Source organism: Pseudorhodobacter sp. (assembly GCF_030452865.1).
Lineage (GTDB): Bacteria > Pseudomonadota > Alphaproteobacteria > Rhodobacterales > Rhodobacteraceae > Pseudorhodobacter.
Map to the genome: position 1 here is coordinate 1 of NZ_JAKDLJ010000009.1, position 24283 is coordinate 24283.

Below are 24283 nucleotides of genomic sequence, written 5' to 3' on the forward strand. Positions count from 1 at the left end.
CGCCAGCAGCGAGGCATCGCCATCGGTCCCATCCGGCTTCTCAGACATCTGGAAAGGGGTGTAAGACAAGGGGATGCTCCGTCAGGGTGGATTCGCGTTTCGGCGTTGCCCACCCAATATAGCCTTTTTTGTCCGCGCGAAAAGGGGGGCGGGCGTGGTGCGCGATTCGGGCGCCGGATCGGGTTGAACCCGCGTTCGAATGGCGCGATGCTGCGCGAGGATTCAAAATGGGGAACTGATGCAGGCCAAGCCAATCGCAACTGTCGGTTTCGATGCCGACGATACCCTGTGGCAGAATGAGGCATTCTATCGCCTGACCCAGGATCGTTTCACCGGGCTTCTGGCAGATTATGCCGAAGCGGACCACCTGCATGAGCGTTTGCTGGCAGCCGAGCGGCGCAATCTGGGGCAATATGGCTTTGGTATCAAAGGGTTTGTGTTGTCGATGATCGAAGCGGCGATCGAGGTGACAGAAGGCCATGTGCCTGCTTCGGTCATCGCCGAATTGATGGCAGCAGGGCGGGAGATGCTGAACCATCCGATAGAATTGCTGCCCCATGCGCAAGAAGCGGTCGCAGCGGCGGCGCGGGAATATCGTGTGTTGCTGATCACCAAGGGCGACCTTCTGGATCAGGAACGCAAGCTGGCACAATCGGGCCTTGGCGATCTGTTTCACGGCGTTGAGATCGTGTCGGACAAGACCCCCACCGCCTATCGGCGGCTGTTTGCGCGGCACGGCACCACCGCGCAGGAAGTGTTGATGGTCGGCAACTCGTTGAAATCCGACGTGTTACCGGTGATTGAAACCGGCGGTTGGGGTGTGCATGTGCCGCATGGGGAGCCTTGGGCATTGGAACGGGCAGAGCCGCCAACCGGCCATCCGCGCTTTCACAGCCTGCCCGATCTGGGCGATTTGTCAGCTTTGTTGCAAGCGTTGCATTCTGGCACTCGTGGGTGAACCCCTACTGCTTGGGGTCCCATCATCGCCGCCCCCCAGATTTGGGCACATTCGCGCCGGTTGTGAAGAACGCGGCAAAACCCATTGAAAGTATAAGCAACTTTTGGGTTTCGCGGATACGAAACCCGTGCTACGTTCGAACGAAGCAGACAAGCCCCACAAAAAATCCGGGGCAATTTGAGGCAGGAACAAGGGACCAGCGACGTGGCATCGCTTCAAGGGCTATTCGCCCGTATCTTTCTTATGCTCGCTTTGGCAACTCTGATTGCGGCAGCGTCGATCAACCAGGGTCGCGCGGCCCCCTTCGCGGCGGTCGTGATTGACGCCCGAAGTGGCGAAACCCTGTATGAAAGCAATGGGGATGCACGGCTGCATCCGGCGTCGCTGACAAAGATGCTGACGCTTTACATCACCTTCGATGCGATCCGCCGCGGCGAGATTTCATTGGACACGTTGGTCACGGTGTCAAAGAACGCCGCATCACAGCCGCCATCCCGACTGGGCTTGCGCGCCGGGCAACAGATCGCGGTTCGCTATCTGATCCGTGCAGCAGCGGTGAAATCGGCCAATGACGCTGCGGCGGCTTTGGGCGATGCGCTCGGTGGGAACGAGGCGCGATTCGCTGATCGGATGAATCGGACAGCGGTTGCCTTGGGAATGCGGAATTCTACGTTCAAGAATGCCAACGGGCTGACGCGCGCCGGGCATCTTTCTACGGCGCGCGACATGACGATGCTGGGGCGGCGGTTGTTCTATGATTTCCCTGAATACTACAACATCTTCTCCCGCCGCTCGACAGATGCGCAAATTGCGACAGTCCGCAACACCAACCGGCGCTTTCTGGATGCCTACAAAGGCGCGGATGGTATCAAGACAGGTTATACCTCTGCGGCGGGGTTCAACCTGACGGCATCGGCGGAACGCGGCAACAAGCGGATCATCGCAACGGTGTTTGGTGGCCAATCCACCGCCTGGCGCAATGCCAAGATGGCGGAACTGCTGGATCTGGGTTTTGGCAAAGCCCGCAACGATGTCGACGTGCGCAGACCCGCCCCCGCAAACCTGCCTGCCGGAGATGTCGAAGTCGCGAGCAATCCCGATGACGCGACGCAAGGCAATGGCAACGGGCGCAGCGCAGGCAAGACGATCCGGCTGGTGACATCACTCCAGACCTCACCTCGGCCACGGTCACGCCCGGTCAGTGCCGAAAAGGTGGAAGCAACGGCAGTGGCAGTTATGGCGATGCAAGACGGCATCGCCGGGGCCTTGGCCGCAGCGACCGCCCCCGCAGCGGTGCCGACACCAGAAGTGCCGAAAGCCGAAATTGCGGCGGCTGTCGTTGTCGCTGCGGCGCGGCCAGAACCGCGCCCGGTGGTTGAGGCAGAACTGGCGCCGGAGCCGGAGCAGATTGCGACGATATCGGCAGATACATCGGAGGAGGTGGGGCTGGTGAGCGCGGTTGTCCCCGAGGTCGCACCGGCACGGCGTCCGGCGAAACTTCTATTGGCCTCGTCAGAGGCGGCACGGCCTGAACGCCCCAAAGCGGCGCCGGTTATCGTGACACGGGTTGCGACCTCGGGCGGCAGGCATTGGGGTGTAAACCTCGGGCGCTTTGCGTCGCGCAGCTCGGCAGAGCGCGCGCTGATGAAAACCGCTCTGAGCGAAAGCACGACATTGCGTGACGGTTTGCGCAAGGTTGTGGAACGTAAAGGCGGCTATGACGCGAATTTCATGGGGTTGGAGCGGGATCAGGCTGATCTCGCCTGCCGCAGGCTGCAAGCCCGCGCGGTGCAATGTTTCACCATCGGGCCATGAGAAGCGCCGCCAAGGCTTGAATTTGGTACAGGCTTCGGAAACAGTCAGGTGACGCATCGCATCACCCGAGGAGCCATCATGCCCACACCCGTTCTTGTTATTCCCGCACCGTCGCAACCCAGCCTGGCCGTTGCCGGAATGTCGGCGCGTTTCCCGGTGCGACGGATATTCTGTGTCGGGCGCAACTATGCCGACCACGCGCGCGAAATGGGGCATGACCCGGATGCGGAACCGCCGTTCTTTTTCACCAAACCCGGCGATGCGGTGGTGGAAAGCGGTGCAAATATCCCCTATCCGCCGCAAACTTCCGATCTGCACCACGAGGCGGAACTGGTCGTCGCCATCGGCATGGGCGGGGCAGAGATTGCCCGCGAAGACGCGCTTTTGCATGTCTGGGGCTATGCCGCTGGCAACGATCTGACCCGGCGCGATCTTCAGGCGGCGGCAAAGTCGGCGCGGCGGCCCTGGGATATGGCCAAGGGCTTTGACCATTCCGCCATCATCGGGCTGGTGCATCGGGCGGCGGATGGGGTGGTTCCGCAAGGGCGTATCCGCTGTATGGTCGATGGCAAGCTGACACAGGATGCCGATTTGGCGGAAATGATCTGGCCGGTTGCGGATGTGATCGCGTTCCTGTCGCGCTTTGTCATGCTGGAACCCGGCGATTTGATCATGACCGGCACGCCTGCCGGGGTTGGCCCGATTGCGTCCGGGCAAACCTGCGTGGTGGAGATTGATGGCCTGTCGCCCGCGTCCGTGACGGTGGGATAGTGACCAGCATCTCGGGGGTCTGATTTTTCGACGAAAAATCGTGGCGCGTCAGGCGTGACCGGCGGCGGAGGAAAGTGCCGACGGATCTACCCCCATCTGCCGCAACGCAGCCCCCCATTTCGTCGCATCCTCATCCGAGAACACGAGATCAGCCGGCGCATCGGCAGTCAGCCAGTCATTGCGCAAAATCTCTGATTCAAGCTGACCCGGCCCCCAACCGGCATAGCCAAGCGCCAGCAGCGCGGCCTTTGGCCCTTCACCCCGGCCAAGGGCGCGCAGGATATCCTGGGTTGCGGTCATGCCGTAACTAGTCGAAATCCGCATCGTGCCTTCTTTGGCAGCATATTCGGGCGAATGCAGCACGAACCCGCGCCCGCGTTCCATCGGGCCACCGAAATGCACCGATATGCCACGGCTTTCCGGCAGCTCCGGGATCTTCAATTGTTTCAGCAGCGCGGTGAAATCCAGATCATTGATGGGCTTGTTGATGATCAGCCCCATGGTTTCATTCGCGGAATGGGCGCAGATCAGGATGACGGAGGACTCGAAGCGCGGGTCCGCCATGCCGGGCATGGCGATCAGCAGTTTCCCGGTCAGGTTCATGTCATCACTTGTTCTCATCAAACCAACATGGGGCGGGCGTGAGAAAGGCTCAAGCCCTCAAATGAAGTGATGGCAGCGGATCGCCGCTTTTGTCGGATGTAACAGTGCTCTCGCCGCAAAGTGATTGTGAAGCGGCGGCGGAAACGGCTATGGAGCCATATGATTCCAAGACACGCCTCCCTGTTCGCAACGCTTGCGGTGATTGCCGGCTTCGGACTGCCCGGTGCAGGGCAGGCACAAACCGATGTTTTCACGGCTGAACTGCGGACAGGTTGGCGGATGGACAGCGGCAATCAGATGGTCGCGTTTCACCTTGCGCTGAAAGACGGTTGGAAAACCTATTGGCGGGCACCGGGCGACAATGGCATCCCGCCCAGCTTTGACTGGTCAGGATCGCGCAATGTCAAATCGGTACGAATCCACTGGCCGCGCCCCAAGGTGTTCGACGTTGGCGGGATGGAAACCATCGGCTACAGCCATGAATTCGTTTTGCCGGTTGAAATTGTCCCTGTCGATCCGGCGCAACCGCTGACGTTGAAGGCTGCGGTGGATTTGGGCGTGTGTGCCGATATCTGTGTGCCAGCCTCGTTTGAGGTCGCCGCCGAACTGCCGCGCCCCGGTGCCACGGACCCCGCGATCAACCGCGCGTTGCGGCAACGACCATCGACGGTCAAGGAGGCCGGACTGAAAACCGTTACCTGTGCGATGGTGCCGCAAAAGGGTGGCATGAAACTGACCGCCCTGATGCAGATGCCGTCAACTGGCGGGCCGGAAGTGGTGGTGGTGGAACCGGGGATCGACGGCGTTTGGGTTTCGCCAGCTGATGTCAGTCGCAACGGCAACGAGTTGCGCGCCGTGGTTGATCTGATTGCGCCGGGCGGTGTGATGGCATTGCAGCGCGATGCGATTGTGCTGACCGTGCTGGGGAAACATCGCGCGGTCGAGATTCAGGGCTGCGCCGCACCCTGATGCGCTTCGAATCGACTGACGCAATCAGCCTGTCAATTCGCGTGTGGGCAAAAGACGAGGGGCAGCGATTTGTTGTTCAGCATCAAGCAGAAACACCTTGAGAAGAAACCCGCTCAGGACGTGGTGCTGTGCATCCGCTCGATATAGGCGCGCATTTCCTCGGCCTCGTGACGTGCCTCGCGCAGCCCTTCCATCGCGGCACGCAGCTCTGCCTCGGTCTGGCTGATCTGGTTGCTCAGTTCCGCCTCGCGCTGCTCCAGATAGAGGATGGCTTGATCGCGCATTTCCTCGGCTTCGTGCAGCGATTGGGCAAGGTTGTCTACCTCGGTCACGTCCCCCCCCGCAACACGGGTGAAACGGTGCAGCAGCCAATGGGTGAACCACCCGAGCATGAAAGCCACGAAAAGAATGATGGTCGTGGCGATGATGAATTCTGTACGGTTCATGCTGCGGCTTTTATCGTTTGAATTGCGGTGAAACAAGCGGGCGGATCACTCCGTCCCCAGGTTTTGCGGATTTGGTTTCGGGCGTCGCCATTTTTCGTCGCTTGGCTCAAAGATGAATTCCTGATCACCGTCGGCGATTGGCGTGGCGTCAGCTCCGGTATCATCCACTGCCGCCGGGTCTCCGTCACCGGAACCGGACTCACCGTCGCCGGAGCCACCGACCGTTGTTCCAGCGTCGATCTGTGCGTCGGTGACATCAGCTTCCGCCAGTGGATCCATGGCGTCATTCACGCCTATTGCTGTGCCGTCCGCTTCGGCTGCGGCAACCGCAGCTTCTGCCAGATCGACGGGCGATGGCTCCGCGACAGGTTCGGGTTTGCTGAGAAGCTTGAACTCAATCCGGCGATTGTCCTCGCGCCCTTGTTCGGTGTCATTGGTCGCAATCGGCGTTTGCTCGCCGTAGCCTTTCGCGATGAAAGAGGTCACATCCAGCCTGCGCCCTTGCAGCGCGGTCAATACTGCTTCGGCCCGCGCCTGACTGAGCGCGAGGTTGCCGCCTTCGGACCCCTGACTGTCGGTATGGCCGGAGATTTCCAACTCCAACGGAGGGCAGGTGTTCAGCACTTCGCCAAGACTGTCGATGATCTTGCCCGCGGTCGCGTCAATTTCGGCGGAACCGGGCGCGAAGGTGATCTTTTGTCGTTTCATCACCGCATTCATGCTCGCCGCACATTCTTCGGGTGTTGGTAGGGCTGCGAGCGGGTCGAACTTCTCGTCATACGTCACGTTGATGCGGAAGGTTTTGCCTTGCCCCAATTGCCCAGACAGGATGCGTGAGATTTGGTCGCGACCGTCAGGCTTGCCCGTCACCCCGGACAGCTCCACGGTGTCAGCGCGCACCAAAAGCATGCCATGGTGCAATTGCGCCAAGGATTGCAGACCCGCAAGCACCCTGATGGCCCAACCGTCGGGCAAATCATCGTCAAGCCGGGTCGCGGTATAAACCCGGTCGGCGCCGAATTGCGAACGGGCATAACTGTCTGCCGCATCGCGCAACACCTCATCGGACAAGCGGCCGCGCAACTGCACCTTGCCTTGTTCATCCAGCGCGGCGGTGAACTCCACCGGGCCGGCGGGCGTCGCAGATGGTTTCGGCGGCAAGGTCGCTTCCAGTGAAAACACCGGCGGCAATTGCGCCTGCAACTCCCCCACCACGCGGTCAAAGTCGGATTGGCTGGTATCAACCGAGCCGAGCAGCGTGACATCGGCATCGGAGAATGTGACGGTGCCAGCACTCAACGCGCTGACGGCTTTGATCCCGGCTTCGGCGGCTTCGGCCCAGCGCGGGGTCGGCACGCCCAGACCGACGATGCAGGTGGTTTTTGCCGTAACCCCCGCGGCGACCCCGGCGCGGATGATGCGGCTGCGGCTTTTTTCGGTATCGGCAGAACAGGCATCAAACCTTGCGCCATCGGCATCCTTCACAAAGCGCAGGGTAAATGGCGTCAGCACCGGGCGCGGCGCGGTGATATTCATCCGCAGGCTCAACCCGGTTGGCGCGAGACGGGCGAGATCGCTTTCCCATTTGCGCTTTTCGTCGGCGCTTTTGGAAATAGCCGTTACCTCTACCAGATCGGCCGCGATGGAGATTTTGGATCGCGGCAACAGTTTCAGCGCCGCAAGCCCAAATGTCAGCGCCTCATCCCATCCATCCGGGGCCGCGTAGTCTGCGCTTTCCAGCATATCCGACACCGGGGCATCCGTCAGCGCCGAGACCTTTTCGAGCAGGGCTACGTCCACCTCTTTGCCCGGAACAAGTCCGATCAGCGAAATCCCGTCGTCATTGCGCAGGATCTCCAACGAGAATCGTGGCGCTGCGATCGCGCGCATCGCCGTCACGTCCAACTCATCGCGCACGCGGGAGGCCTGCACGACGGAGCCTGCCATATTCACCACGCGGAAACGTGCCGCCTCATTCGGAGCGGTGCCGATCAGGCGCACCTGCAAACCGTTCGCCTCTACCGTGGCCCATGTGATGCCATCGCTGAGCAAGCGGGAGGTGACAGCCGCAGCGGAGCGACGCTCAATTGCCAATGCAGACCACCATGCCCCCAAAGAGGCGAGCAGGCCCGCAACCAGCACGGCGGCGATGGTAAGCACAGTTTTGCGAAGATGCATCAGGTCACTTCTTGCGATGTCAGGATGTTCCTTAGAACCTTGGGCGGAAAGGATCAATCAAAGGAGTGCCGAACCGGCAAGAAATAGCGCAGGAATAAACCCCGCATCTCGATTGCTGCGAAACAGCGTCAGACAGCCGACTGAATTGGTGGTATCCAGCCGGGTCAACTGCCACGTCATATGCCAGCCAAAGCCCCAGACGCCGATCAGCGCAAGCAGCAGCTTCGGCAGGGCGGCACCCGTCAGCAGCAAGGCCAGCAAAACCGCAATGGTCATCAGCAGCACCGTCGCTACCATAAACCCACGCAACCAAGCCTTGCTGTTGGCATCGCCAAACAGCCGGGCGGTGGATTTGACGCCGATGAGCGCGTCATCCTCCTTGTCCTGATGGGCATAGATGGTGTCGTAAAACAGTGTCCACGCGATACCCGACAGCCAGAGCACGAATGGGGCCAGCCCGATATTGCCGCTGTGCGCGGCCCAAGCCACCAATGCGCCCCAGTTGAAGGCAAAGCCCAGAAACACCTGCGGCCACCATGTAAAGCGTTTCGCGAACGGATAGATCAGCACCAATGCAAGTGAGGCTATGCCAAGCAGAATCGCCGTGGCGTTGAAGGTGAACAGAATTGCCGCCGCCAGCAGCGCCTGCGCCACCATCCAGACCAGGGCCTGCCTGACGGAGACTTGCCCCGAGGGAATCGGGCGGCTTTTGGTGCGGGCGACTGCGCCATCAAAATCGCGGTCGGTGATGTCGTTCCAGGTACAGCCGGCGCCGCGCATCAACCCGGCGCCCAAGGTGCAGCCGACCAGGATCCACAGATCGAAAAGCCGGTAGCCCGCCGGATCAGCCGAGGCGGCCAACGCCAACCCCCAAAAGCAAGGGATCAACAACAGCCATGTGCCGATAGGGCGGTCCGCGCGGCTAAGCCGCAGATAGGGGCGGGTGCTGTGGGGTGCGAATCGGTCGACCCAATTGCCGGGCGGTGCATCCGCGACGACACTGGCCTCTGGCATTTGCGGCGTCCCGGTCATAACTTGTCCTCATGGCAAATGCGAAAATCAGACTCTTTGTAGATCAGCCGCTTGGGCAGGGGCAAGTCATCGCCCTGAATGAGGCACAGGCCAATTACCTTTTTGCCGTGATGCGGTTGGGGGTGGGTGCTGCGATTCTGGTTTTCAACGGGCGCGACGGCGAATGGCGCGCTGATGTGGCCGAAGCCGGCAAGCGCAAGGGCTTGCTGGTCTGCGCGGCGCAAACAGCGCCTTTGCAGTCGCCGCCGGACCTTTGGTTGTTGTTTGCGCCGATCAAGAAGGCCCGTACCGATTTCATCGTCGAAAAAGCGACCGAACTGGGGGCGGCGCGGATTATCCCCGTACAAACCCGGTTCACCAGCGCCGACCGCATTCGTGTCGACAAGCTGCGCGCCCATGCGTCGGAGGCGGCAGAGCAATGCGGCGGAACTTTCGTGCCGCAGGTTGATGATGTGATTCCGTTGGGAAAGCTGCTGGCCGATTGGCCGCCAGATCGCCGGATTCTGTGGTGCAACGAACATCTGGCCGGTGTGGCAGAGGCGCTGCCGAAAGGCGGCGCACCTGGCCCTTGGGCCATTCTGATCGGCCCCGAAGGTGGGTTTTCGGAAAGCGAACAAGTGCTGCTTGCCGCAATGCCGCAGGTCGTGCAAGCCAGCCTCGGCCCCCGCATCCTGCGCGCTGATACGGCGGCGGTGGCGGCGCTGACCTTGTGGCAGGCGCATCTGGGGGATTGGAAATGACCCTGATCCGGCCTGAGGTGCGCGGGGGCCTTTGGCGTTGGCGCGAAGTCATCGTGGCGATATTTATGGCACTGCTTGGCCTGTGGCTGATGGCGTTGGGTGGCTTTCTTCTGATGCCGCTCGGCGCAGTGCTTGCCGTTGTGGCGACGGGCTTTGGCGTGTTGTCGTGGCGGCGCCTGCGCTTTGCCCAAAGCGGTGAAGCACCAGGAATCGTGGAACTCCTTGAAGGTCAAATCAGCTATTTCGGCCCGAATATCGGCGGCTCTGTCGCCCTGCGTGAGATGACCGAATTGCGCTTGATCACTGCGCAGGGACGGCGAATGTGGCGGTTGAAACAATCAGACGGGCAGGCTCTCCTGATCCCGGTGGGCGCACAAGGGGCCGAAGGTTTGTTTGATGCTTTCGCCGCATTGCCGGGCATGGATACCGGCGCTTTGGTCGCTGCATTGGCCCCGCCATCGGCCGCCGGAAAGGCGCGCGCGCTTGTGGTGGCGGCTGACACCCGCGTGATCTGGCGTCATCCTGCGCGCGCAGTCTTGACTTGAGGGCTGCAAAACGACAGGGCTATTGCCGAAACTGTAACCACCGAAACGGAGCGCGCGCCCATGTCTATTCCCCAATCCGGTGGCGGCCCGATCGAGAGTCATGACCAGCTTGCGGCCTATATCGAAAGCGGCTGCAAGCCCGCCGCAGATTGGCGCATCGGCACCGAGCATGAGAAGTTCGGCTTTCTGACCGACAGCCATTTGCCGCTTCCCTATGATGGCCCGCGCTCCGTGCGCGCGCTGCTGGAGGGGTTGCGCGATGGTTTTGGCTGGTCGCCGGTGTCCGAACAGGGCCATCTGATCGGGTTGGAGCGCAACGGTGCCAATGTCAGCCTTGAACCCGGCGGGCAGTTTGAGCTTTCTGGCGCGCCCCTGAAAACGGTGGGAGAGGTCGCGGCTGAACTCGACAACCATTTGGCGGAGGTTCGCCAGGTGGCTGACTCGATGGGCGTGGGCTTTCTCGGCTTGGGGGCCGCACCCGAATGGACGCATGAGCAGATGGACCGGATGCCGAAAGGGCGCTACCGGTTGATGACGGATTATATGGGGCATGTCGGCACCCATGGCACGCAGATGATGTATCGCACCAGTACGGTGCAGGTGAACCTCGACTTCGCGTCAGAAGCGGATATGGTCAAGAAGCTGCGGGTGTCCTTGGCGTTGCAGCCGGTGGCGACCGCACTTTTCGCCTCCTCCCCGTTCTTTGAGGGCAAGCCGAATGGCCATAAATCATGGCGCAGTCGCATCTGGCGCGGGCTGGACGGTTCACGCACCGGGATGCTGCCGTTTGTGTTTGAGGATGGCATGGGGTTTCAACGCTATGCTGATTGGGTACTGGATGTGCCGATGTATTTTGTCTATCGCGACGGCAAATACCTTAATGCTTTGGGCCAATCCTTCCGCGCTTTCCTGAACGGTGAATTGCCTGCGCTGCCCGGTGAAAAGCCGTCGCTTTCGGATTGGGCCGACCATATGACAACCGTGTTCCCCGAAGCGCGGGTGAAGAAGTTTATTGAAATGCGCGGGGCCGATATGGGCAACCGCGATTACACGGTGGCACTGCCTGCGTTCTGGGTCGGGCTGATGTATGATTCTGCGGCTTTGGATGCGGCTTGGGATTTGGTCAAAGGGTTTGACGCGGAAACCCGCGAAGGGCTGCGCGTCGGCGCCTCGGTGTCCGCCTTGCAAGCCGTGGCGGGCGGAGTGAAGCTGATCGACCTTGCCCGCGCCGCCGTTGGCCTGTCACATGCGGGCCTTGCCGCGCGGGGCCACGGGGAGGAAGCCTATCTTGCCCCGCTGGTCGAAAGCCTGAAAACCGGCGTTACCCAGGCCGATCGCTATCTGTCACTTTATCACGGCGAATGGGGGGGCGATCTGGACCGGATTTATCAGGCTGCGCGGCTGTAGGGCAGCAACTGTGTTCAATCTGCGAACTGATGCAGTCAGGGGATGCGGGTTTTACTCATTGCGTAGGCGAAGGTGAAAAGCCTGCATACCTTTGCAATGATGTCTCATTGCGAGTCCGAAAGTGCCCTCCGGATCAAAGTTGCCTCCGATTTGGAAACTTTGGAGCGCGTTATGATGGGTTTGTGACTCTCAAATTTCAACACGCGCTTGTTCACGCGCGCGAAAAGCGTGCGGCGGAGGTTGACCGTTTGACCCTTACAGAAGCAGAAATAGTTAGCCCCCTAGGATCTTGCCGTTTAACGGCAGCAGCGATGGTGGTGCGAACAATCCGGCCGTCGCCAATGAGTTCCGTATCGTCTATCTCTGCAGTGACATTGGTGCCAGAAAGGCCGCCTTATCGCGCGAAATCGTGCTGGACATTCTGTATGGCTTTGTCCTTATGGGCGAGGTCGAACAGCCCAACGGGCAGGTAAATCGCCTGACGATCTGGTCGCCTTATCAGCAGCTTGATGCGGTTCAGATGTTGATTCAGGATGCCAAGCACAACAGTGCCCGGCAAAACTATCCGTTTCAGCACTCGGCTGGCTCGGGTAAGTCGAGTACAATCGCCTAGGCCGCACATCATCCGGCGACCCTGCCTGACGATGCAGATCGCCCCATCTTCGACACGGTGATCATTGCAGCGGATCGGGTCGTTCTGGACCGCCAGTTTCAGCAGATCGAGACATCATTCAGCCAAACCCAAGTCTATGTCGTGATCGACCGCACCTCACACCAGCGGAAGGCGGCGATCAGAACCACTGCCCCGGTTCCATCAGGCCAAGATCCATCAACTGCTGGCTGTGCCATTCGAACTTGATCGAGTTGCGCCATTTGAAATCATGGATGTCATAGCGGGAACCGGGATTGGTTTTCAGCGCTTTCGCGGTGCGGAATGAGGCAACCGCAGTTGTGATGTTATTGTGCCAGGGGCAGGCGTAGGTGTTGTATTCTTCATCATTGAAGGTGAAATCACCGCGCAATTGCAGCCCCGGTTTGGCGCGAAACAGGGAGATGCGGTCGATCTTGCGGCGGGCGACGGGGATATGTTCCTCAAACCGCCAGCGCAACCCGCCAAAGAAATCCAACTGCCGCTCCCTCGGGTGGTTGTGGTTTTCGGGGTCGGGGCGGCCAAGCGCGTAATAGCCGGAGCGATCCAGCATGGCACTTTCGAGTGAGACGGCATTGCTGAAGCGGTCAAGATCACCGGCATAAAGATCAATGACATAGCTGAGCATCGCATCCCGCCGTTCCTCCGCGTGGAAGGCGAGCATTTCGCGGATGTTGCGGCTTTCGCAAAACGGGTGAAACAGGTATTCGGCATTGAAGCCGTAGTAGAACCAGGTTCCCGGTGCCGCCTCGATCAATGTGTTAACGGCGTTCAATAACGCACCTTCGCGGTGGGTTTCATAGTCGATGCGATGGGTCTGCGCCTCGACGGTTTCCAGAACGCTGATATCGGGATGGGTCAGCAGCAGGACCGTCGCAAAGCCGGCGTCAAGATGGTGCAGCAGCGTGCTTTCTACCTCTACGGCGTCTTCGGCGAGGATGATGGCAACCGGCCCCACGCGCAGCGCCGCTTTGCCGGTGCTTAGAAAAGCTGCCAATGTGGTGTAGCGCATCCCGTCCTCGGTCTTGGCGGATGCCGGTTGCATCCCTGTGGCAAGTTAAGGCAGGCAGCCGATGGCGCGCAAGGGGAGAGCGTCGCTTTCCGCGCGGACGGCTTGGGCGATGTTGCGGGCGCCGGGCGCAAGGAGTAGAAGTGCCGCTGATTGCAAAGGGTGTCTGCCATGACCGAGGCGAAAAAGCTGTTCATCAAAACCTATGGGTGCCAGATGAACGTCTACGACAGTGAACGTATGGCTGAAAGCCTTGGAACAAAGGGTTATGTCGCCACCGATACGGTGGAAGATGCCGATATGGTGTTGATCAACACCTGTCACATTCGCGAAAAGGCGTCGGAAAAGCTGTTCTCCGATCTGGGCCGGTTGCGCCCGGCGAAAGAAGCGAACCCCAACCTGAAGGTTGCCGTGGCGGGATGTGTGGCACAGGCCGAAGGTGCAGAGATTTTACGCCGGATGCCACTGGTCGATCTGGTCGTTGGCCCGCAAAGCTATCACCGCCTGCCGGAGATGGAAGCCAAGGTGCAGCGGGGGGAGCGGGCGATTGATACCGAATTCCCGCCTGAGGACAAGTTTGACCATCTGCCCGAACGCAAGGCGATGCGCGGACCGAGTGCCTTTCTGACGGTTCAGGAAGGCTGCGACAAGTTTTGCGCCTTTTGCGTGGTGCCCTATACGCGCGGTTCCGAAGTGTCGCGGCCGCCCGAACGCCTGCTGGCCGAGGCGCGCAACCTTGCGGCGCGCGGGGTGCGCGAGTTGACGCTTTTGGGCCAGAATGTGAACGCCTATCGCGCCGATGGCTATGGCTTGGCGCGTCTGATCCGGGAATTGTCGCAAGTCGAGGGGATATTGCGTCTGCGCTACATGACCAGTCACCCCAACGACATGGAAGATGATCTTATTGCCGCGCATGGGGATTGCCCGCAACTGATGCCTTATCTGCATTTGCCGGTGCAATCCGGGTCCGACCGCATCCTGAAGGCGATGAACCGCAAGCATACGGCGGCTGACTATTTGCGCGTTCTGGACCGGATCAGGGCCGCGCGTCCGGATATCCTGCTGACTTCCGATTTCATCGTTGGTTTTCCGGGTGAAACCGATGCGGATTTCGAGGCGACGCTGGCGCTGATCCGCAAGGTCAATTACGGCATGGCCTATTCGTTCAAATATTCGGCCCGGCCGGGGACACCTGCTGCGGAAAAGCCGGATGTGAATTCGGATGTGGCCGACGCGCGCTTGCAGGAATTGCAGGCGTTGCTGGGAGCGCAGCAACGCGCTGGTCAGCAAGCGATGGTCGGGCAGGAAGTCGATGTTCTTTATGAGAAAGCCGGGCGGCAGCCGGGCCAGATGGTGGGCAAATCGCAACATCTGCATGCCGTGCATGTCGACGATCCCTCTGGCAAGGTCGGGGAGTTGGCGCGGGTGCGGATCACCGATGCCAAATCCAATTCGCTGGGTGGTCGTCGCGTGGGGTGATTTGGGTTTCCAGCGCACCACAAATTCGCAGATATACACGTCATTGAGGTCAAAACCGCAACAAATGGTGTCGAAATGCGATAAGGTCGCCGATTTTTGCTTTACAATTGAACGGATGGGCTGCAATTCTGAATCATATCAATGAGTCTGCGGAAAGCCCGGGGGGGTTGCCAACGTGAAACGACAGTTCAGTAGTACAATGAAAATGATGATCGGGGGGGCTGCGCTAGCGTTGGGTCTTTCCGGGGCACAGCCGGTTGTCGCGCAGCCCAAGGTCTCCGGCCAGATTGAATGGGGCGTGTGGGTTGATGATGACGGCTGCATGCATTGGTGGGCCGATGGTGGCCTTGAAGGCTATATGGTTCCGCGCCGGAATCCCAAGACCGGCAAGCCGGTCTGCCTGAAAAAGAACACCTGTCTGGTGGAAAACACCGACACATTGTTCGCGACAGACAGTGCAAACCTGACGGGTTATGGCCGTGATCGTCTGCGCCAGTTCTTCCAAAGCACCGATGCTTTCGGTTATGCCATTTATGGTCATACCGACAGCCGCGCATCCAACAGCTACAACCAGTCGCTGTCAGAACGTCGCGCTGCTGCGGTGGGCAATGTTGCCCGCTCCGTCGGGGCAATGGTGGAACGCCAGATGGGTTATGGCGAAAGCCAGCCAATCGCCTCCAACTCGACCGCTGCGGGTATGCAAAAGAACCGCCGCGTCGAAATCATTTGCTACAGGTGGTAACAAATATGATCAACGCAATGAAAATGAGCGCGGGTCTGGTTGCCGCTGTGGTGCTTTCAGGCTGTGTCGCGGGCGAAGGCTTTGAAGGCACGGAAGCCTATCGCGGATCCAGTTCGGTGATCGCCACCGGGCAGGACCAAGGCTGGGATACCGGCGTCTTGAAGAATGGCCGCGCGGCCATCGCTTATGACCCGGATGGATGCCAGAACTGGGTGATTGATGACGGGTTGGAAGGCTATGCCTCGCCGCGTTATGACCCAGCGTCGGGATTGCCGATCTGCAACAACCTTTACCCGCCGGGCACCGTGCTGCGCGACTATCAAAGCGGCACCGAAGGGATTCAGGATCGGGTTTCCGGCCATGGCCGCAGAACCGTGGTTGTCCGCCGCTGATTGGCGTGTCACGCAACCTTTCGAGTCACGAAAGCAAAGGGCCGCAGCACAAGCTGTGGCCCTTTTCGCGTTGTCGGAGGGTCGAAGGCAAAATGTTGCCAAATATGCGCATACTGTCGCCATTTCATGTGCGCCTTTGCAATGACGCTTGTTTTGCCGCCTTCGCGACCCCACAATTTATAACAGGCCATCTTGACTGGCCAAACTCATTGCTTACCCATCAGGAAGAAGGAGATCTCCTTGGGCATCAGCGCGCTGACCCCGCCATCGCCAACGCAAGAGGGTGCAGAAACCCTGTTGGAGTTTCCCGAAAACCGGCTTTTGATTGAGCTTTGTGGAGAGTTCGACCGAAACCTTGCCGTCATTGAGCAGCAAACAGGTGTGAATATCCTGCGCCGTGGTAACCGCTTGGCGGTGATCGGTGACGCCGCCTCCCGCGAATTGGCTGCGGGTGTGCTATCGGCGCTTTATGCGCGGCTGGAAGCAGGGCGCGGGTTGGAGGCGGGCGATATCGACGGCGCGATCCGCATGGGGCGACCGATGCCGGATCGGCAGCTCGCCGGCACCGATCAGATCGAGTTGTTCAGCGGCGAGAAATATGAACTTCGCACCCGGAAAAAGCCGGTACAGCCACGGACAGAAGCGCAGAAAGCCTATGTCGCCAATCTTTTCGACCACGAATTGGGCTTTGGCATTGGCCCGGCTGGGACCGGCAAGACCTATCTTGCCGTCGCAGTAGGCGTCACCATGTTTCTGGCGGGTGCGGTCGACAAGATCATCCTGTCGCGTCCAGCGGTCGAGGCGGGGGAGCGTTTGGGCTTTCTGCCCGGCGACATGAAGGAAAAGATCGACCCATATATGCAGCCGCTTTATGACGCGCTGAATGATTTCCTGCCGCAAAAACAACTCGCCAAGCTGATGGAGGAAAAGCGCATTGAGATCGCACCGCTTGCCTTCATGCGCGGGCGCACGCTGTCCAACGCTTTTGTGGTGTTGGATGAGGCGCAGAATGCGACGACCATGCAGATGAAAATGTTTCTGACCCGCTTGGGGCAGGGTAGCCGCATGGTGATCACTGGGGATCGGACCCAGATCGACTTGCCGCGAGGCCAGGCATCGGGGCTTGCGGATGCCGAACGTATTCTGGACGGGGTGCGGGGGGTCAGTTTCAACTACTTCACCTCCAAGGATGTCGTGCGTCACCCGCTTGTCGCCCGCATCATCGAGGCGTATGAGGCGCATGATGGAGCCTCTGGTTGACACGATCATCGAAGACCCGCGCTGGGAGGGCATCGCCCTTCCCGCGCTGGCAACCCGTGCTGTTACCGCAGCACTGACAACGCTTGCGCTTCCGTTGCGCGGTTTCACGCTTTGCCTGATGGGCTGCGACGACCTTAGAATTGCCGCGCTCAATGCCGATTTTCGTGCCAAACCCACGCCGACAAACGTGCTCTCATGGCCGTCCGATGACCGTTCGGCGCGATCCGCCGGAGAAGCGCCCGAACCGCCCGAACCGGGGACGGAGGATGACCCCGAAAGCCTTGGCGACATTGCCCTTGCATGGGAAACCTGCCTTGCGGAGGCCGAAGCGGCGGGTAAGCCGACAGCCGATCATGTGACGCATCTGATCATTCATGGTCTGTTGCATCTTCTCGGATATGATCACGTCGATGAGCGGGATGCCGCATTGATGGAAACGACGGAAGCGCGCATACTTGAAACCTTGGGTATTTCTGACCCATATGATGGTTGAAGCCCGATATCGGGGTGATAATTTTTGGAAAAGGACAGATGGGTAGTACGAATAACGGGCCGGTTGCCGCGCCAGAAGCGCAGGGCTCTGCGGATCAAGATGATGAGCCGCCGCAACGAGGATTCTTTGGTCGGATATTCGATGCGCTCAATCCGGCTGAACAAATGGCCGTGGGTGAAGACCCCCCGGTGCAGGGACCGGTGCGCCCGGCCAATGGGGCAACGCATGGCATTGCCAACCTGCGCAGGCTGCGCGTAGATGATGTCGCGATCCCCAAGGTTGAAATCACCGCCGTTCCCCTGAGTATTGGCAAGGATGAGCTGGTCGCGGTGTTTCGCGAAGACGGTTTCAGCCGGGTGCCGGTGTTCAAGGGCACGCTTGATCATCCGGTTGGGCTGGTGATGCTCAAGGATCTTGCGCTGCAATACGGCTTTGGCGGGGCGCCGGGTCGGTTTTCCCTGCGCAAGATGGTGCGGCCAATCCTGTATGCGCCGCCGTCGATGCCGGTCGGGGTGCTGTTGCAGAAGATGCAGAAGGATCGGGTGCATATGGCTCTGGTCATCGACGAATACGGCGGGGTTGATGGGTTGGTGACCATCGAAGACCTGATCGAAACCGTGATTGGTGAGATCGAGGATGAACATGACGAGGTTGAAGGCGTGCTGTGGAAAGAAGATCCGCAAGGTGTGTTCCTTGCCGCCGCCAACACGCCGCTGGATGAGTTTGAGCAAGCCCTCGGCCTGCCGCTGCGCAATGGTGAGGATGACGGCGATATAGATACTCTGGGCGGGCTGGTCTTTTTGCGCACCGGTCGGATTCCGACGCGGGGTGAAATCATTCCGCATGAATCGGGGGCAAAGATCGAGGTTGTCGATGCCGACCCGCGCCGGATCAAACGGATAAGGGTGCGCTTGCCGGATGCCATCGCGCGTCAGATTGCAGCAAAAGCCGAACCCGCAGCGGTGCTGCAAGGTTGATCGCGATATGAAGCTTTTTCGGGCTTGGCCGGGTTGGCGTTTGGCCGCGGCCGCCTTTGGCCTTGGCGCAGTGATGGCCTTGGGTCAGGCGCCGCTCGGCTTTTGGTGGCTGACGCTTCCCGCGCTTTCCGTTGGCTTTTTGTTGATAGCGCGCGCAGCATCGGCGGGGCAGGCGGCATGGCTTGGCCTGTTTCTGGGCGGCGGCTATTTCATGCTGGCGCTGTCCTGGATCGTGGAACCGTTTCTGGTGGAACCGGAAACCTACGGCTGGATGATCCCTTTCGTCCTGTTGTTGCTACCCTTCGGTCTGGGGCTGTTCTGGGCGGCGGCGGCGGGGTCGGCGCACCGTGTCGGCGGCAACCCTGCGCGCCGCGTATTGGCGGCGGCGGTGCTGTTTTGCGGCGTGGAACTTGCACGCAGCTATGTCTTGACCGGGTTTCCATGGGCGCTGATCGGGCATGTCTGGGTGGATACCCCGGTGGCGCAATTGGCCGCAGTTGCAGGGCCTATCGGCTTGACGTTTTTGACCACGGTGGTCGCGGCGTTGCCCGTCACTTTTCGCTGGCCGGGCCTTGCCGGTTCCGCCGTTCTGATTGCGCTTGCCTTTGGTTATGGTGCGATGCAACCGGCGGCCCCGTCCCCTGCACCCGATGCGCCGGTTATCCGGTTGGTGCAACCCAACGCAGAGCAACATCTGAAATGGCAGCCAGACCGCGCGAAACTCTATTTTTCACGTCTGCTGGAGTTGAGCGCCGCCGCCCCAGCGGCAGATCAGCCGCGCCCGGATCTGGTGGTTTGGCCCGAAACCTCGGTTCCCTATCTGCTGCGTGGCGATGACCGGCTGGTGGCCGCGATTGCGGCGTCGGGGCAAGGCGCGCAACTGGCCATCGGGATTCAACGGGTCGATGGCAATCGGGGCTACAACACGATGGCGATTGTGTCGCCGGACGGGCGCATCAGCCAAAGCTACGACAAGCATCATCTGGTTCCGTTCGGAGAATATATCCCGTTTGGAAACCTCGCCTACAACCTTTTTGGCATTTCGGCTTTTGCCTCGCAGCAAGGTGCGGGCTATTCTGCCGGGGCGGGTGCTGCGGTGCTCGATCTTGGCGCGCCGTTGGGCCATGTCTTGCCGCTTATCTGCTATGAGGCGGTGTTTCCGCAGGACTTGCGGGCTGCACCGACGCGGGCGACGTGGATTTTGCAGATCACCAATGACGCATGGTTCGGCAATCTGACAGGGCCATGGCAGCATCTGGCGCAGGCGCGATTGCGCGCGATCGAGCAGGGTCTGCCGTTTCTGCGCGCGGCGAATACCGGCGTCTCGGCAGTGATTGATGCGCGCGGCAAGATCGTGACGCAGCTTGGGCTTGGCGTGTCGGGCTTTCTTGACGCGCGGCTTCCCCCCAGCCTGCCCCCAACGATCTACGCGCGCACCGGCGATTGGTCGATGTTCTTGTTGCTGCTTGGCCTTTGTGCAGCATTGGTGCTGCGCCGAAAGCGGCCAAAGGCTTGACTTGCTACAGCCGCAAGCATAGGCGGATGGAATAAATCGTCACAACGGCTTCCTGGCGTGACGAAGATAATCAACGGAGCACTTCCCCATGTCACGAAACAATTATGTTTTTACTTCTGAATCCGTTTCAGAGGGCCATCCCGACAAGGTCTGCGACCGGATTTCGGATGCGGTTCTGGATGCGTTCATCGCGATAGAACCCAACGCGCGCGTCGCCTGTGAAACCTTTGCCACCACCAAACGCGTGGTGGTGGGCGGGGAAGTCGGTCTTGCGGACGATGACAAGCTCAAGGAAATGATGGGCAACATCGAAGGCATCGTTCGCGATTGTATTCGTGACATCGGCTATGAACAGAAGAAGTTTCACTGGCAGGATGTGAAGGTTCACAACTACCTGCATGAACAATCCGCGCATATCGCCCAAGGTGTGGACAAGGATGGCGCCGGCGATCAGGGCATCATGTTCGGCTATGCCTGTTCGGAAACCGATGCGTTGATGCCGGCCCCGATCCAGTACAGCCACGCGATCTTGCGGCGTCTGGCCGAAGTGCGCAAATCCGGCAAGGAAAGTACCTTGCGCCCTGATGCGAAGTCGCAGATTTCCTTGCGCTATGAGGATGGCAAGCCGGTAGAGGTTACCTCCATCGTTCTGTCGACACAGCATGAGCACAAAAAGCAAACGAGCAACGACATCCGTGCGATTGTCGAGCCCTATATCCGTGAGGTTCTGCCAGCGGGCTGGATGACGCCCAACACCGAATGGTGGGTGAACCCGACAGGGACGTTCGTGGTGGGCGGTCCGGATGGTGACGCCGGCCTGACCGGACGCAAGATCATCGTGGATACTTACGGCGGTGCTGCCCCCCACGGTGGCGGCGCGTTTTCGGGCAAAGACCCGACCAAGGTCGACCGATCGGCCGCCTACGCTGCGCGCTATCTGGCGAAAAACGTGGTGGCCGCTGGTTTGGCCGAACGCTGCACGATTCAGCTTTCCTATGCGATTGGTGTTGCCAAGCCAATGTCGATCTATGTCGATACCCATGGCACCGGCAATGTTCCGGATGACGAGTTGGAGAAGGTTATCTGGGGCGCGATGGACCTGACGCCGCGCGGCATCCGTACCCATCTTGCGCTGAACAAACCGATCTACGCCCGCACTTCCGCCTATGGCCACTTCGGCCGCGCGCCGGATGCGGACGGCGGCTTCAGTTGGGAAAAGATAGATCTGGTGGATGTGCTGAAAAAGCCCTTCTGATTGTATTGAGATGTAGTCGATAAAGCATTTCAACTTGAATCTGAATCAGCCAACGCTGCCTGAAATAAGTGATTTCAACGCGTCGGCTGATGCTTGATCTTCCAAGCTGAAGCCGAAATGCTCTGGGCGCCGCAAACATCGGGGCCAAGAGCTTTTGAAAGGTGTCTTGCGGCAGGATAACGCGCATTCGGACCGCCCGATCAACGATCCAAAGCGCCTTTTCCAGCGATGATCTTATCCCGAAACCCGGTGATCCGCGACCTGCGCGTCTCAGGCTTTTTCGCTGAGTTGAGGTTGATGACGTAGCTTTTCTGCCGCCCCGGCGTCAGGGCGTGAAACGCCTCGGCCAGTTCCGGATCGGAATCAAGCGCATCTGACAATTCGGGCGGCAATTCCAACTCGCTCGCGACGTTCTCCGGCTTGATACCTGCTTCGGCATAACGCATCGCTTCTTGCAGATAGAGCCGGATCACCGGTTCAATCTCGTCCACCTGTGCCGCATCGGTGAACCGGATCACGCTGGCCGTCCGAGTGTTGGGGCCGTTCTTTTCCAGTATGGCTTCCGGGTCTTTCAACAGGCTCGCGTTGAAAAAGCTGATGCGGAAATCGTCGCGGAAGGCCGCTAGAAGCACGATGTTTCGTCCCGCCAGCATATAGCACGGATGACCCCATTTCACGGTTTCAGTCAACCCGAGATCGTTGCAAATTTGCCGAAGGCCCGCCAGGCCATCGCGCCAAAGTTGAACCGAGCAATCTTTGGTCGCAAAGCGTGAACAGCGCCCGCACCCTTTGGTGAAAAAATCCTCAACTTCGGTGATCATGCGTTTCCCTGATCCTAACTCGCTCGACGCCAATCGCGCGGGGCGTCACAGAATTTCGATGCCCCTATGTGCGGCGCGCATTTCTGTTTCCGGTTTGCGGCAAGAACTGCGTGCTGGTGCTATGCTTTCCACGCCGCCACCAAGGCTTTGGCACCGGTCAAAAGTACACCGATGTCCAGCCCGACCGCTGTAAATGTCGTCCCCGCCGCCACCGCCTCGCGCAAAAACGCCGGGTCGGAACTGAGAATGCCAGCCGCCTTGCCCGTCGCCTTGATCCTGCGCACGGCGCCAAGGATCACCGCCTTTACCTCCGGGTGGCTCAACTGCCCCGGATAGCCCAGAGAGGCCGCCAAATCCGCAGGGCCGATAAAAATGCCGTCCACGCCCTCAACCGCTGCAATCGCCTCGATCTGATCTAACGAAGTTTTGGTTTCGACCTGCACCAAAAGGCAAACTTCGGCATTCGCGATCGCAGTGTAGTTGGGGATTGATCCGAAACGGCTTGCTCGCGACAGTCCCGACACACCGCGCATCCCAAACGGTGGGTACAAAACCGCATTCACCGCCGCCCGCGCCTCCTCAGCTGATTGTACATAAGGCACCAGGATTGTCTGCGCGCCGACATCCATCAATCGTTTGATCTCCACCAGGTCATTCCAACCGGGGCGCACACCTGCATGGGTGGGATAGGGTGCCATGGCTTGCAGCATCGCCTGCACCTGCGCTGGGTCATTCGGTGTATGCTCGGTGTCCACCATCACCCAGTCAAACCCGCAGGTCGCCACCGCCTCGGCAGAGGCGGCATTGGCAATCGAAACCCAAAGCCCGATCTGCTGCTTGCCCGATTTCAGTGCGGCTTTGAAATGGTTTTTCGGCAGGTCCATGGTTTATCCCAACAATTTGACAAGATGGCGGAGGGCGGTTTGATAGCCGTCGGTTCCGAAGCCCGCAATCACACCTTCGGCGCGTGCAGAGATGTAGGAGTGATGGCGAAACGCTTCGCGCTTGTGGATATTGGACATATGAACCTCGATCACGGGACCGTCAAAAGCGTTCAAAGCGTCGAGAATTGCGACCGATGTATGGGTGAAGGCACCGGGGTTGATCACGATCCCCGCCGCCTTTTGCCGCGCCTCGTGAATGGTGTCGATGATCGCGCCTTCGTGATTGGACTGGAAGAATAACACGTCCACACCCAGTTCCTTGGCCATCGCGCGGCACCCCCTTTCCACATCGGCAAGCGTCTCATGCCCGTAAATCTCGGGCTGGCGCTGGCCCAGAAGGTTCAGGTTCGGCCCGTTCAGAATGTAAATCGTTGTCATCACTATCGCTCTTTGCAAGATCACGCCAACATTCGCCCCGGCATAACGAAATTGCAACGCCCAGCCTTCATCTTGGCCAAAATACCTCCGCCGGAGGCTCCGCCCACCGTCACGCGCGTCAAAGCCGATGACTTGACGCCCGGCCCCCCACAGGTTAGGCCGCGCCCCGCAGCAAGGGGGCAGCATGTCCGAAGACCACGCCAAGACCAAACTGGAGCGACGGAATTTCTATGGTCGTGCTCATGGCAAAACCCTGCGCGACAGCCAGAAAGCCTATCTGGCTGAGGATCTGGGGGCGCTGCGTCCGAAAGGCACCGGGCCGGAAGAAAACCCGGATCGTTCCCCGATTGACGCCGGCGCGATCTTTGGCGATACGCGCCCTCTGTGGTTGGAAATCGGCTTTGGCGGTGGTGAGCATCTGGTGCATATGGCCAGCCGCAATCCTGACATCGGCATCATCGGTGCGGAACCGTTCATTAACGGCGTTGCCATGCTTCTGGGGAAAATCCGGCAAGCGGGGGTAACGAACCTCGCCGTCTATCCGCGCGATGTGCGGGAGCTTTTCGACGTGCTGCCGGATGCGATATTCGCTAAAGCCTTTCTCAACTATCCCGATCCCTGGCCGAAAGCCCGCCACCACCGCAGGCGCTTTGTGACGCAGGACCACCTGCAACCTTTGGCCCGTGTGTTGAAACCGGGGGCGGAGTTCCGCATCGCTACCGATATTGATGACTATGTGCGCCAGGCCCTGCAAGAGGTGCCGCAGGCAGGTTTCAGCCTGACCCGCCAATCAAACACGCCTTGGGAAGATTGGATTTCAACGCGATATGAGAAAAAGGCAATCCGCGACGGTCGCCCGCAGCATTATCTGACCTATCTGCGGATTGACGACCAGGACACTCCC

At 59.8% G+C, this 24283-nt stretch carries 25 protein-coding genes and 1 riboswitch; of the genes, 17 read left to right on the plus strand and 8 right to left on the minus strand.

The window, feature by feature from the left end:
- The first annotated feature begins 238 nt into the window (after positions 1-238).
- From L0H65_RS01335 to L0H65_RS01345, 3 genes are all read left to right on the plus strand, one after another.
- Entirely contained in the window at positions 239-958 is a 720-nt protein-coding gene (locus L0H65_RS01335; protein WP_301456962.1) for an HAD family hydrolase, read from the plus strand.
- 243 nt (positions 959-1201) lie between these two features.
- Positions 1202-2773 carry a serine hydrolase gene (locus L0H65_RS01340; RefSeq protein WP_301456983.1) on the plus strand — a complete coding sequence of 524 codons (1572 nt, stop codon included), beginning with the start codon at positions 1202-1204 and terminating at the stop codon, positions 2771-2773.
- Positions 2774-2851: 78 nt separating this feature from the next.
- Positions 2852-3544 carry a fumarylacetoacetate hydrolase family protein gene (locus L0H65_RS01345; RefSeq protein WP_301456963.1) on the plus strand — a complete coding sequence of 231 codons (693 nt, stop codon included), beginning with the start codon at positions 2852-2854 and terminating at the stop codon, positions 3542-3544.
- A gap of 48 nt (positions 3545-3592) precedes the next feature.
- Here L0H65_RS01345 and L0H65_RS01350 read toward each other — a convergent pair whose 3' ends face one another.
- The gene (locus L0H65_RS01350) at positions 3593-4147 is read right to left on the minus strand and encodes a YqgE/AlgH family protein (RefSeq protein ID WP_301456984.1); all 555 of its coding nucleotides are present in this window, start codon (positions 4145-4147) and stop codon (positions 3593-3595) included.
- A gap of 159 nt (positions 4148-4306) precedes the next feature.
- Between L0H65_RS01350 and L0H65_RS01355 the strand changes: the two genes are divergently transcribed.
- The gene (locus L0H65_RS01355) at positions 4307-5116 is read left to right on the plus strand and encodes a protein-disulfide reductase DsbD domain-containing protein (protein WP_301456964.1); all 810 of its coding nucleotides are present in this window, start codon (positions 4307-4309) and stop codon (positions 5114-5116) included.
- Positions 5117-5229: 113 nt separating this feature from the next.
- Here L0H65_RS01355 and L0H65_RS01360 read toward each other — a convergent pair whose 3' ends face one another.
- From L0H65_RS01360 to ubiA, 3 genes are read right to left on the minus strand one after another with little or no spacing between them, the layout of a single operon-like run.
- Positions 5230-5562 (minus strand): hypothetical protein, encoded by a 333-nt coding sequence (locus L0H65_RS01360; RefSeq protein ID WP_301456965.1) that lies wholly within the window; start codon positions 5560-5562, stop codon positions 5230-5232.
- A 45-nt stretch (positions 5563-5607) separates the two neighbouring features.
- Positions 5608-7740, minus strand: a complete 2133-nt coding sequence (locus L0H65_RS01365) for an OmpA family protein (RefSeq protein ID WP_301456966.1) — start codon at positions 7738-7740, stop codon at positions 5608-5610.
- A gap of 57 nt (positions 7741-7797) precedes the next feature.
- A complete protein-coding gene (gene ubiA, locus L0H65_RS01370; RefSeq protein WP_301456967.1) occupies positions 7798-8772 on the minus strand; it encodes a 4-hydroxybenzoate octaprenyltransferase in 975 nt (324 codons plus the stop codon).
- Positions 8773-8783: 11 nt separating this feature from the next.
- Between ubiA and L0H65_RS01375 the strand changes: the two genes are divergently transcribed.
- The 4 genes from L0H65_RS01375 (at position 8784) to L0H65_RS01390 (ending at position 12077) form a co-directional block, all read left to right on the plus strand.
- Entirely contained in the window at positions 8784-9512 is a 729-nt protein-coding gene (locus L0H65_RS01375) for a 16S rRNA (uracil(1498)-N(3))-methyltransferase (RefSeq protein ID WP_301456968.1), read from the plus strand.
- The gene (locus L0H65_RS01380; RefSeq protein ID WP_301456969.1) at positions 9509-10057 is read left to right on the plus strand and encodes a hypothetical protein; all 549 of its coding nucleotides are present in this window, start codon (positions 9509-9511) and stop codon (positions 10055-10057) included. The genes L0H65_RS01375 and L0H65_RS01380 overlap by 4 nt, the downstream gene beginning before the upstream one ends.
- A 60-nt stretch (positions 10058-10117) precedes the next feature.
- Positions 10118-11464: a glutamate--cysteine ligase gene (locus L0H65_RS01385; protein ID WP_301456970.1), complete on the plus strand. Its 1347-nt coding sequence runs from the start codon at positions 10118-10120 to the stop codon at positions 11462-11464.
- Between the two features lie 289 nt (positions 11465-11753).
- Complete coding sequence (locus L0H65_RS01390) at positions 11754-12077, plus strand: hypothetical protein (RefSeq protein ID WP_301456971.1); 324 nt, start codon at positions 11754-11756, stop codon at positions 12075-12077.
- A gap of 178 nt (positions 12078-12255) precedes the next feature.
- On the opposite strand, the gene L0H65_RS01395 is transcribed toward L0H65_RS01390, so the two are convergent.
- Positions 12256-13125 (minus strand): hypothetical protein, encoded by an 870-nt coding sequence (locus L0H65_RS01395; RefSeq protein WP_301456985.1) that lies wholly within the window; start codon positions 13123-13125, stop codon positions 12256-12258.
- Between the two features lie 168 nt (positions 13126-13293).
- Here L0H65_RS01395 and miaB point away from each other — a divergent pair, with 168 nt between their 5' ends.
- The 8 genes from miaB (at position 13294) to metK (ending at position 21236) form a co-directional block, all read left to right on the plus strand.
- Positions 13294-14601 carry a tRNA (N6-isopentenyl adenosine(37)-C2)-methylthiotransferase MiaB gene (miaB, locus tag L0H65_RS01400; protein WP_301456972.1) on the plus strand — a complete coding sequence of 436 codons (1308 nt, stop codon included), beginning with the start codon at positions 13294-13296 and terminating at the stop codon, positions 14599-14601.
- 199 nt (positions 14602-14800) lie between these two features.
- A complete protein-coding gene (locus L0H65_RS01405) occupies positions 14801-15343 on the plus strand; it encodes an OmpA family protein (RefSeq protein ID WP_367651964.1) in 543 nt (180 codons plus the stop codon).
- A gap of 17 nt (positions 15344-15360) precedes the next feature.
- Complete coding sequence (locus tag L0H65_RS01410) at positions 15361-15735, plus strand: hypothetical protein (RefSeq protein ID WP_301456973.1); 375 nt, start codon at positions 15361-15363, stop codon at positions 15733-15735.
- A gap of 240 nt (positions 15736-15975) precedes the next feature.
- The gene (locus L0H65_RS01415) at positions 15976-16995 is read left to right on the plus strand and encodes a PhoH family protein (protein WP_301456974.1); all 1020 of its coding nucleotides are present in this window, start codon (positions 15976-15978) and stop codon (positions 16993-16995) included.
- Entirely contained in the window at positions 16979-17488 is a 510-nt protein-coding gene (ybeY, locus tag L0H65_RS01420; protein ID WP_301456975.1) for an rRNA maturation RNase YbeY, read from the plus strand. Before L0H65_RS01415 ends, ybeY begins: the two co-directional genes overlap by 17 nt.
- Before the next feature lie 38 nt (positions 17489-17526).
- Complete coding sequence (locus tag L0H65_RS01425) at positions 17527-18465, plus strand: hemolysin family protein (RefSeq protein ID WP_301456976.1); 939 nt, start codon at positions 17527-17529, stop codon at positions 18463-18465.
- A 7-nt stretch (positions 18466-18472) separates the two neighbouring features.
- Positions 18473-19981: an apolipoprotein N-acyltransferase gene (gene lnt / locus L0H65_RS01430; RefSeq protein ID WP_301456977.1), complete on the plus strand. Its 1509-nt coding sequence runs from the start codon at positions 18473-18475 to the stop codon at positions 19979-19981.
- 33 nt (positions 19982-20014) lie between these two features.
- Positions 20015-20062: riboswitch (SAM-SAH riboswitch) on the plus strand.
- Between the two features lie 7 nt (positions 20063-20069).
- Positions 20070-21236 carry a methionine adenosyltransferase gene (gene metK, locus L0H65_RS01435; RefSeq protein WP_301456978.1) on the plus strand — a complete coding sequence of 389 codons (1167 nt, stop codon included), beginning with the start codon at positions 20070-20072 and terminating at the stop codon, positions 21234-21236.
- Positions 21237-21436: 200 nt separating this feature from the next.
- Here metK and L0H65_RS01440 read toward each other — a convergent pair whose 3' ends face one another.
- The 3 genes from L0H65_RS01440 to aroQ form a co-directional block, all read right to left on the minus strand.
- Positions 21437-22057: a YdeI family protein gene (locus L0H65_RS01440; RefSeq protein WP_301456979.1), complete on the minus strand. Its 621-nt coding sequence runs from the start codon at positions 22055-22057 to the stop codon at positions 21437-21439.
- A gap of 119 nt (positions 22058-22176) precedes the next feature.
- On the minus strand, positions 22177-22941 hold the full coding sequence (locus tag L0H65_RS01445) for an HpcH/HpaI aldolase/citrate lyase family protein (protein ID WP_301456980.1): 765 nt from the start codon (positions 22939-22941) through the stop codon (positions 22177-22179).
- 3 nt (positions 22942-22944) lie between these two features.
- Positions 22945-23382: a type II 3-dehydroquinate dehydratase gene (gene aroQ, locus L0H65_RS01450; RefSeq protein WP_301456981.1), complete on the minus strand. Its 438-nt coding sequence runs from the start codon at positions 23380-23382 to the stop codon at positions 22945-22947.
- Positions 23383-23563: 181 nt separating this feature from the next.
- On the opposite strand from aroQ, the gene L0H65_RS01455 reads away from it, so the two are divergent.
- Positions 23564-24283, plus strand: a 720-nt coding sequence (locus tag L0H65_RS01455) for a tRNA (guanosine(46)-N(7))-methyltransferase TrmB (protein ID WP_301456982.1), incomplete at its 3' end; no start/stop codon positions are given.

Bases quoted from the DNA above. Each gene is read 5' to 3' on its own strand.
- L0H65_RS01395 (WP_301456985.1), bottom strand. From the start codon at position 13,125: ATGCGCTACACCACATTGGCAGCTTTTCTAAGCACCGGCAAAGCGGCG.
- miaB (WP_301456972.1), top strand. From the start codon at position 13,294: ATGACCGAGGCGAAAAAGCTGTTCATCAAAACCTATGGGTGCCAGATG.
- ubiA (WP_301456967.1), bottom strand. From the start codon at position 8,772: ATGACCGGGACGCCGCAAATGCCAGAGGCCAGTGTCGTCGCGGATGCA.
- L0H65_RS01345 (WP_301456963.1), top strand. From the start codon at position 2,852: ATGCCCACACCCGTTCTTGTTATTCCCGCACCGTCGCAACCCAGCCTG.
- L0H65_RS01425 (WP_301456976.1), top strand. From the start codon at position 17,527: ATGGGTAGTACGAATAACGGGCCGGTTGCCGCGCCAGAAGCGCAGGGC.
- L0H65_RS01375 (WP_301456968.1), top strand. From the start codon at position 8,784: ATGGCAAATGCGAAAATCAGACTCTTTGTAGATCAGCCGCTTGGGCAG.
- metK (WP_301456978.1), top strand. From the start codon at position 20,070: ATGTCACGAAACAATTATGTTTTTACTTCTGAATCCGTTTCAGAGGGC.
- L0H65_RS01405 (WP_367651964.1), top strand. From the start codon at position 14,801: ATGAAAATGATGATCGGGGGGGCTGCGCTAGCGTTGGGTCTTTCCGGG.
- L0H65_RS01445 (WP_301456980.1), bottom strand. From the start codon at position 22,941: ATGGACCTGCCGAAAAACCATTTCAAAGCCGCACTGAAATCGGGCAAG.
- L0H65_RS01355 (WP_301456964.1), top strand. From the start codon at position 4,307: ATGATTCCAAGACACGCCTCCCTGTTCGCAACGCTTGCGGTGATTGCC.
- L0H65_RS01380 (WP_301456969.1), top strand. From the start codon at position 9,509: ATGACCCTGATCCGGCCTGAGGTGCGCGGGGGCCTTTGGCGTTGGCGC.
- L0H65_RS01410 (WP_301456973.1), top strand. From the start codon at position 15,361: ATGAAAATGAGCGCGGGTCTGGTTGCCGCTGTGGTGCTTTCAGGCTGT.
- lnt (WP_301456977.1), top strand. From the start codon at position 18,473: ATGAAGCTTTTTCGGGCTTGGCCGGGTTGGCGTTTGGCCGCGGCCGCC.
- L0H65_RS01360 (WP_301456965.1), bottom strand. From the start codon at position 5,562: ATGAACCGTACAGAATTCATCATCGCCACGACCATCATTCTTTTCGTG.
- L0H65_RS01350 (WP_301456984.1), bottom strand. From the start codon at position 4,147: ATGAACCTGACCGGGAAACTGCTGATCGCCATGCCCGGCATGGCGGAC.
- L0H65_RS01440 (WP_301456979.1), bottom strand. From the start codon at position 22,057: ATGATCACCGAAGTTGAGGATTTTTTCACCAAAGGGTGCGGGCGCTGT.
- ybeY (WP_301456975.1), top strand. From the start codon at position 16,979: ATGGAGCCTCTGGTTGACACGATCATCGAAGACCCGCGCTGGGAGGGC.
- L0H65_RS01385 (WP_301456970.1), top strand. From the start codon at position 10,118: ATGTCTATTCCCCAATCCGGTGGCGGCCCGATCGAGAGTCATGACCAG.
- L0H65_RS01340 (WP_301456983.1), top strand. From the start codon at position 1,202: ATGCTCGCTTTGGCAACTCTGATTGCGGCAGCGTCGATCAACCAGGGT.
- L0H65_RS01335 (WP_301456962.1), top strand. From the start codon at position 239: ATGCAGGCCAAGCCAATCGCAACTGTCGGTTTCGATGCCGACGATACC.
- L0H65_RS01365 (WP_301456966.1), bottom strand. From the start codon at position 7,740: ATGCATCTTCGCAAAACTGTGCTTACCATCGCCGCCGTGCTGGTTGCG.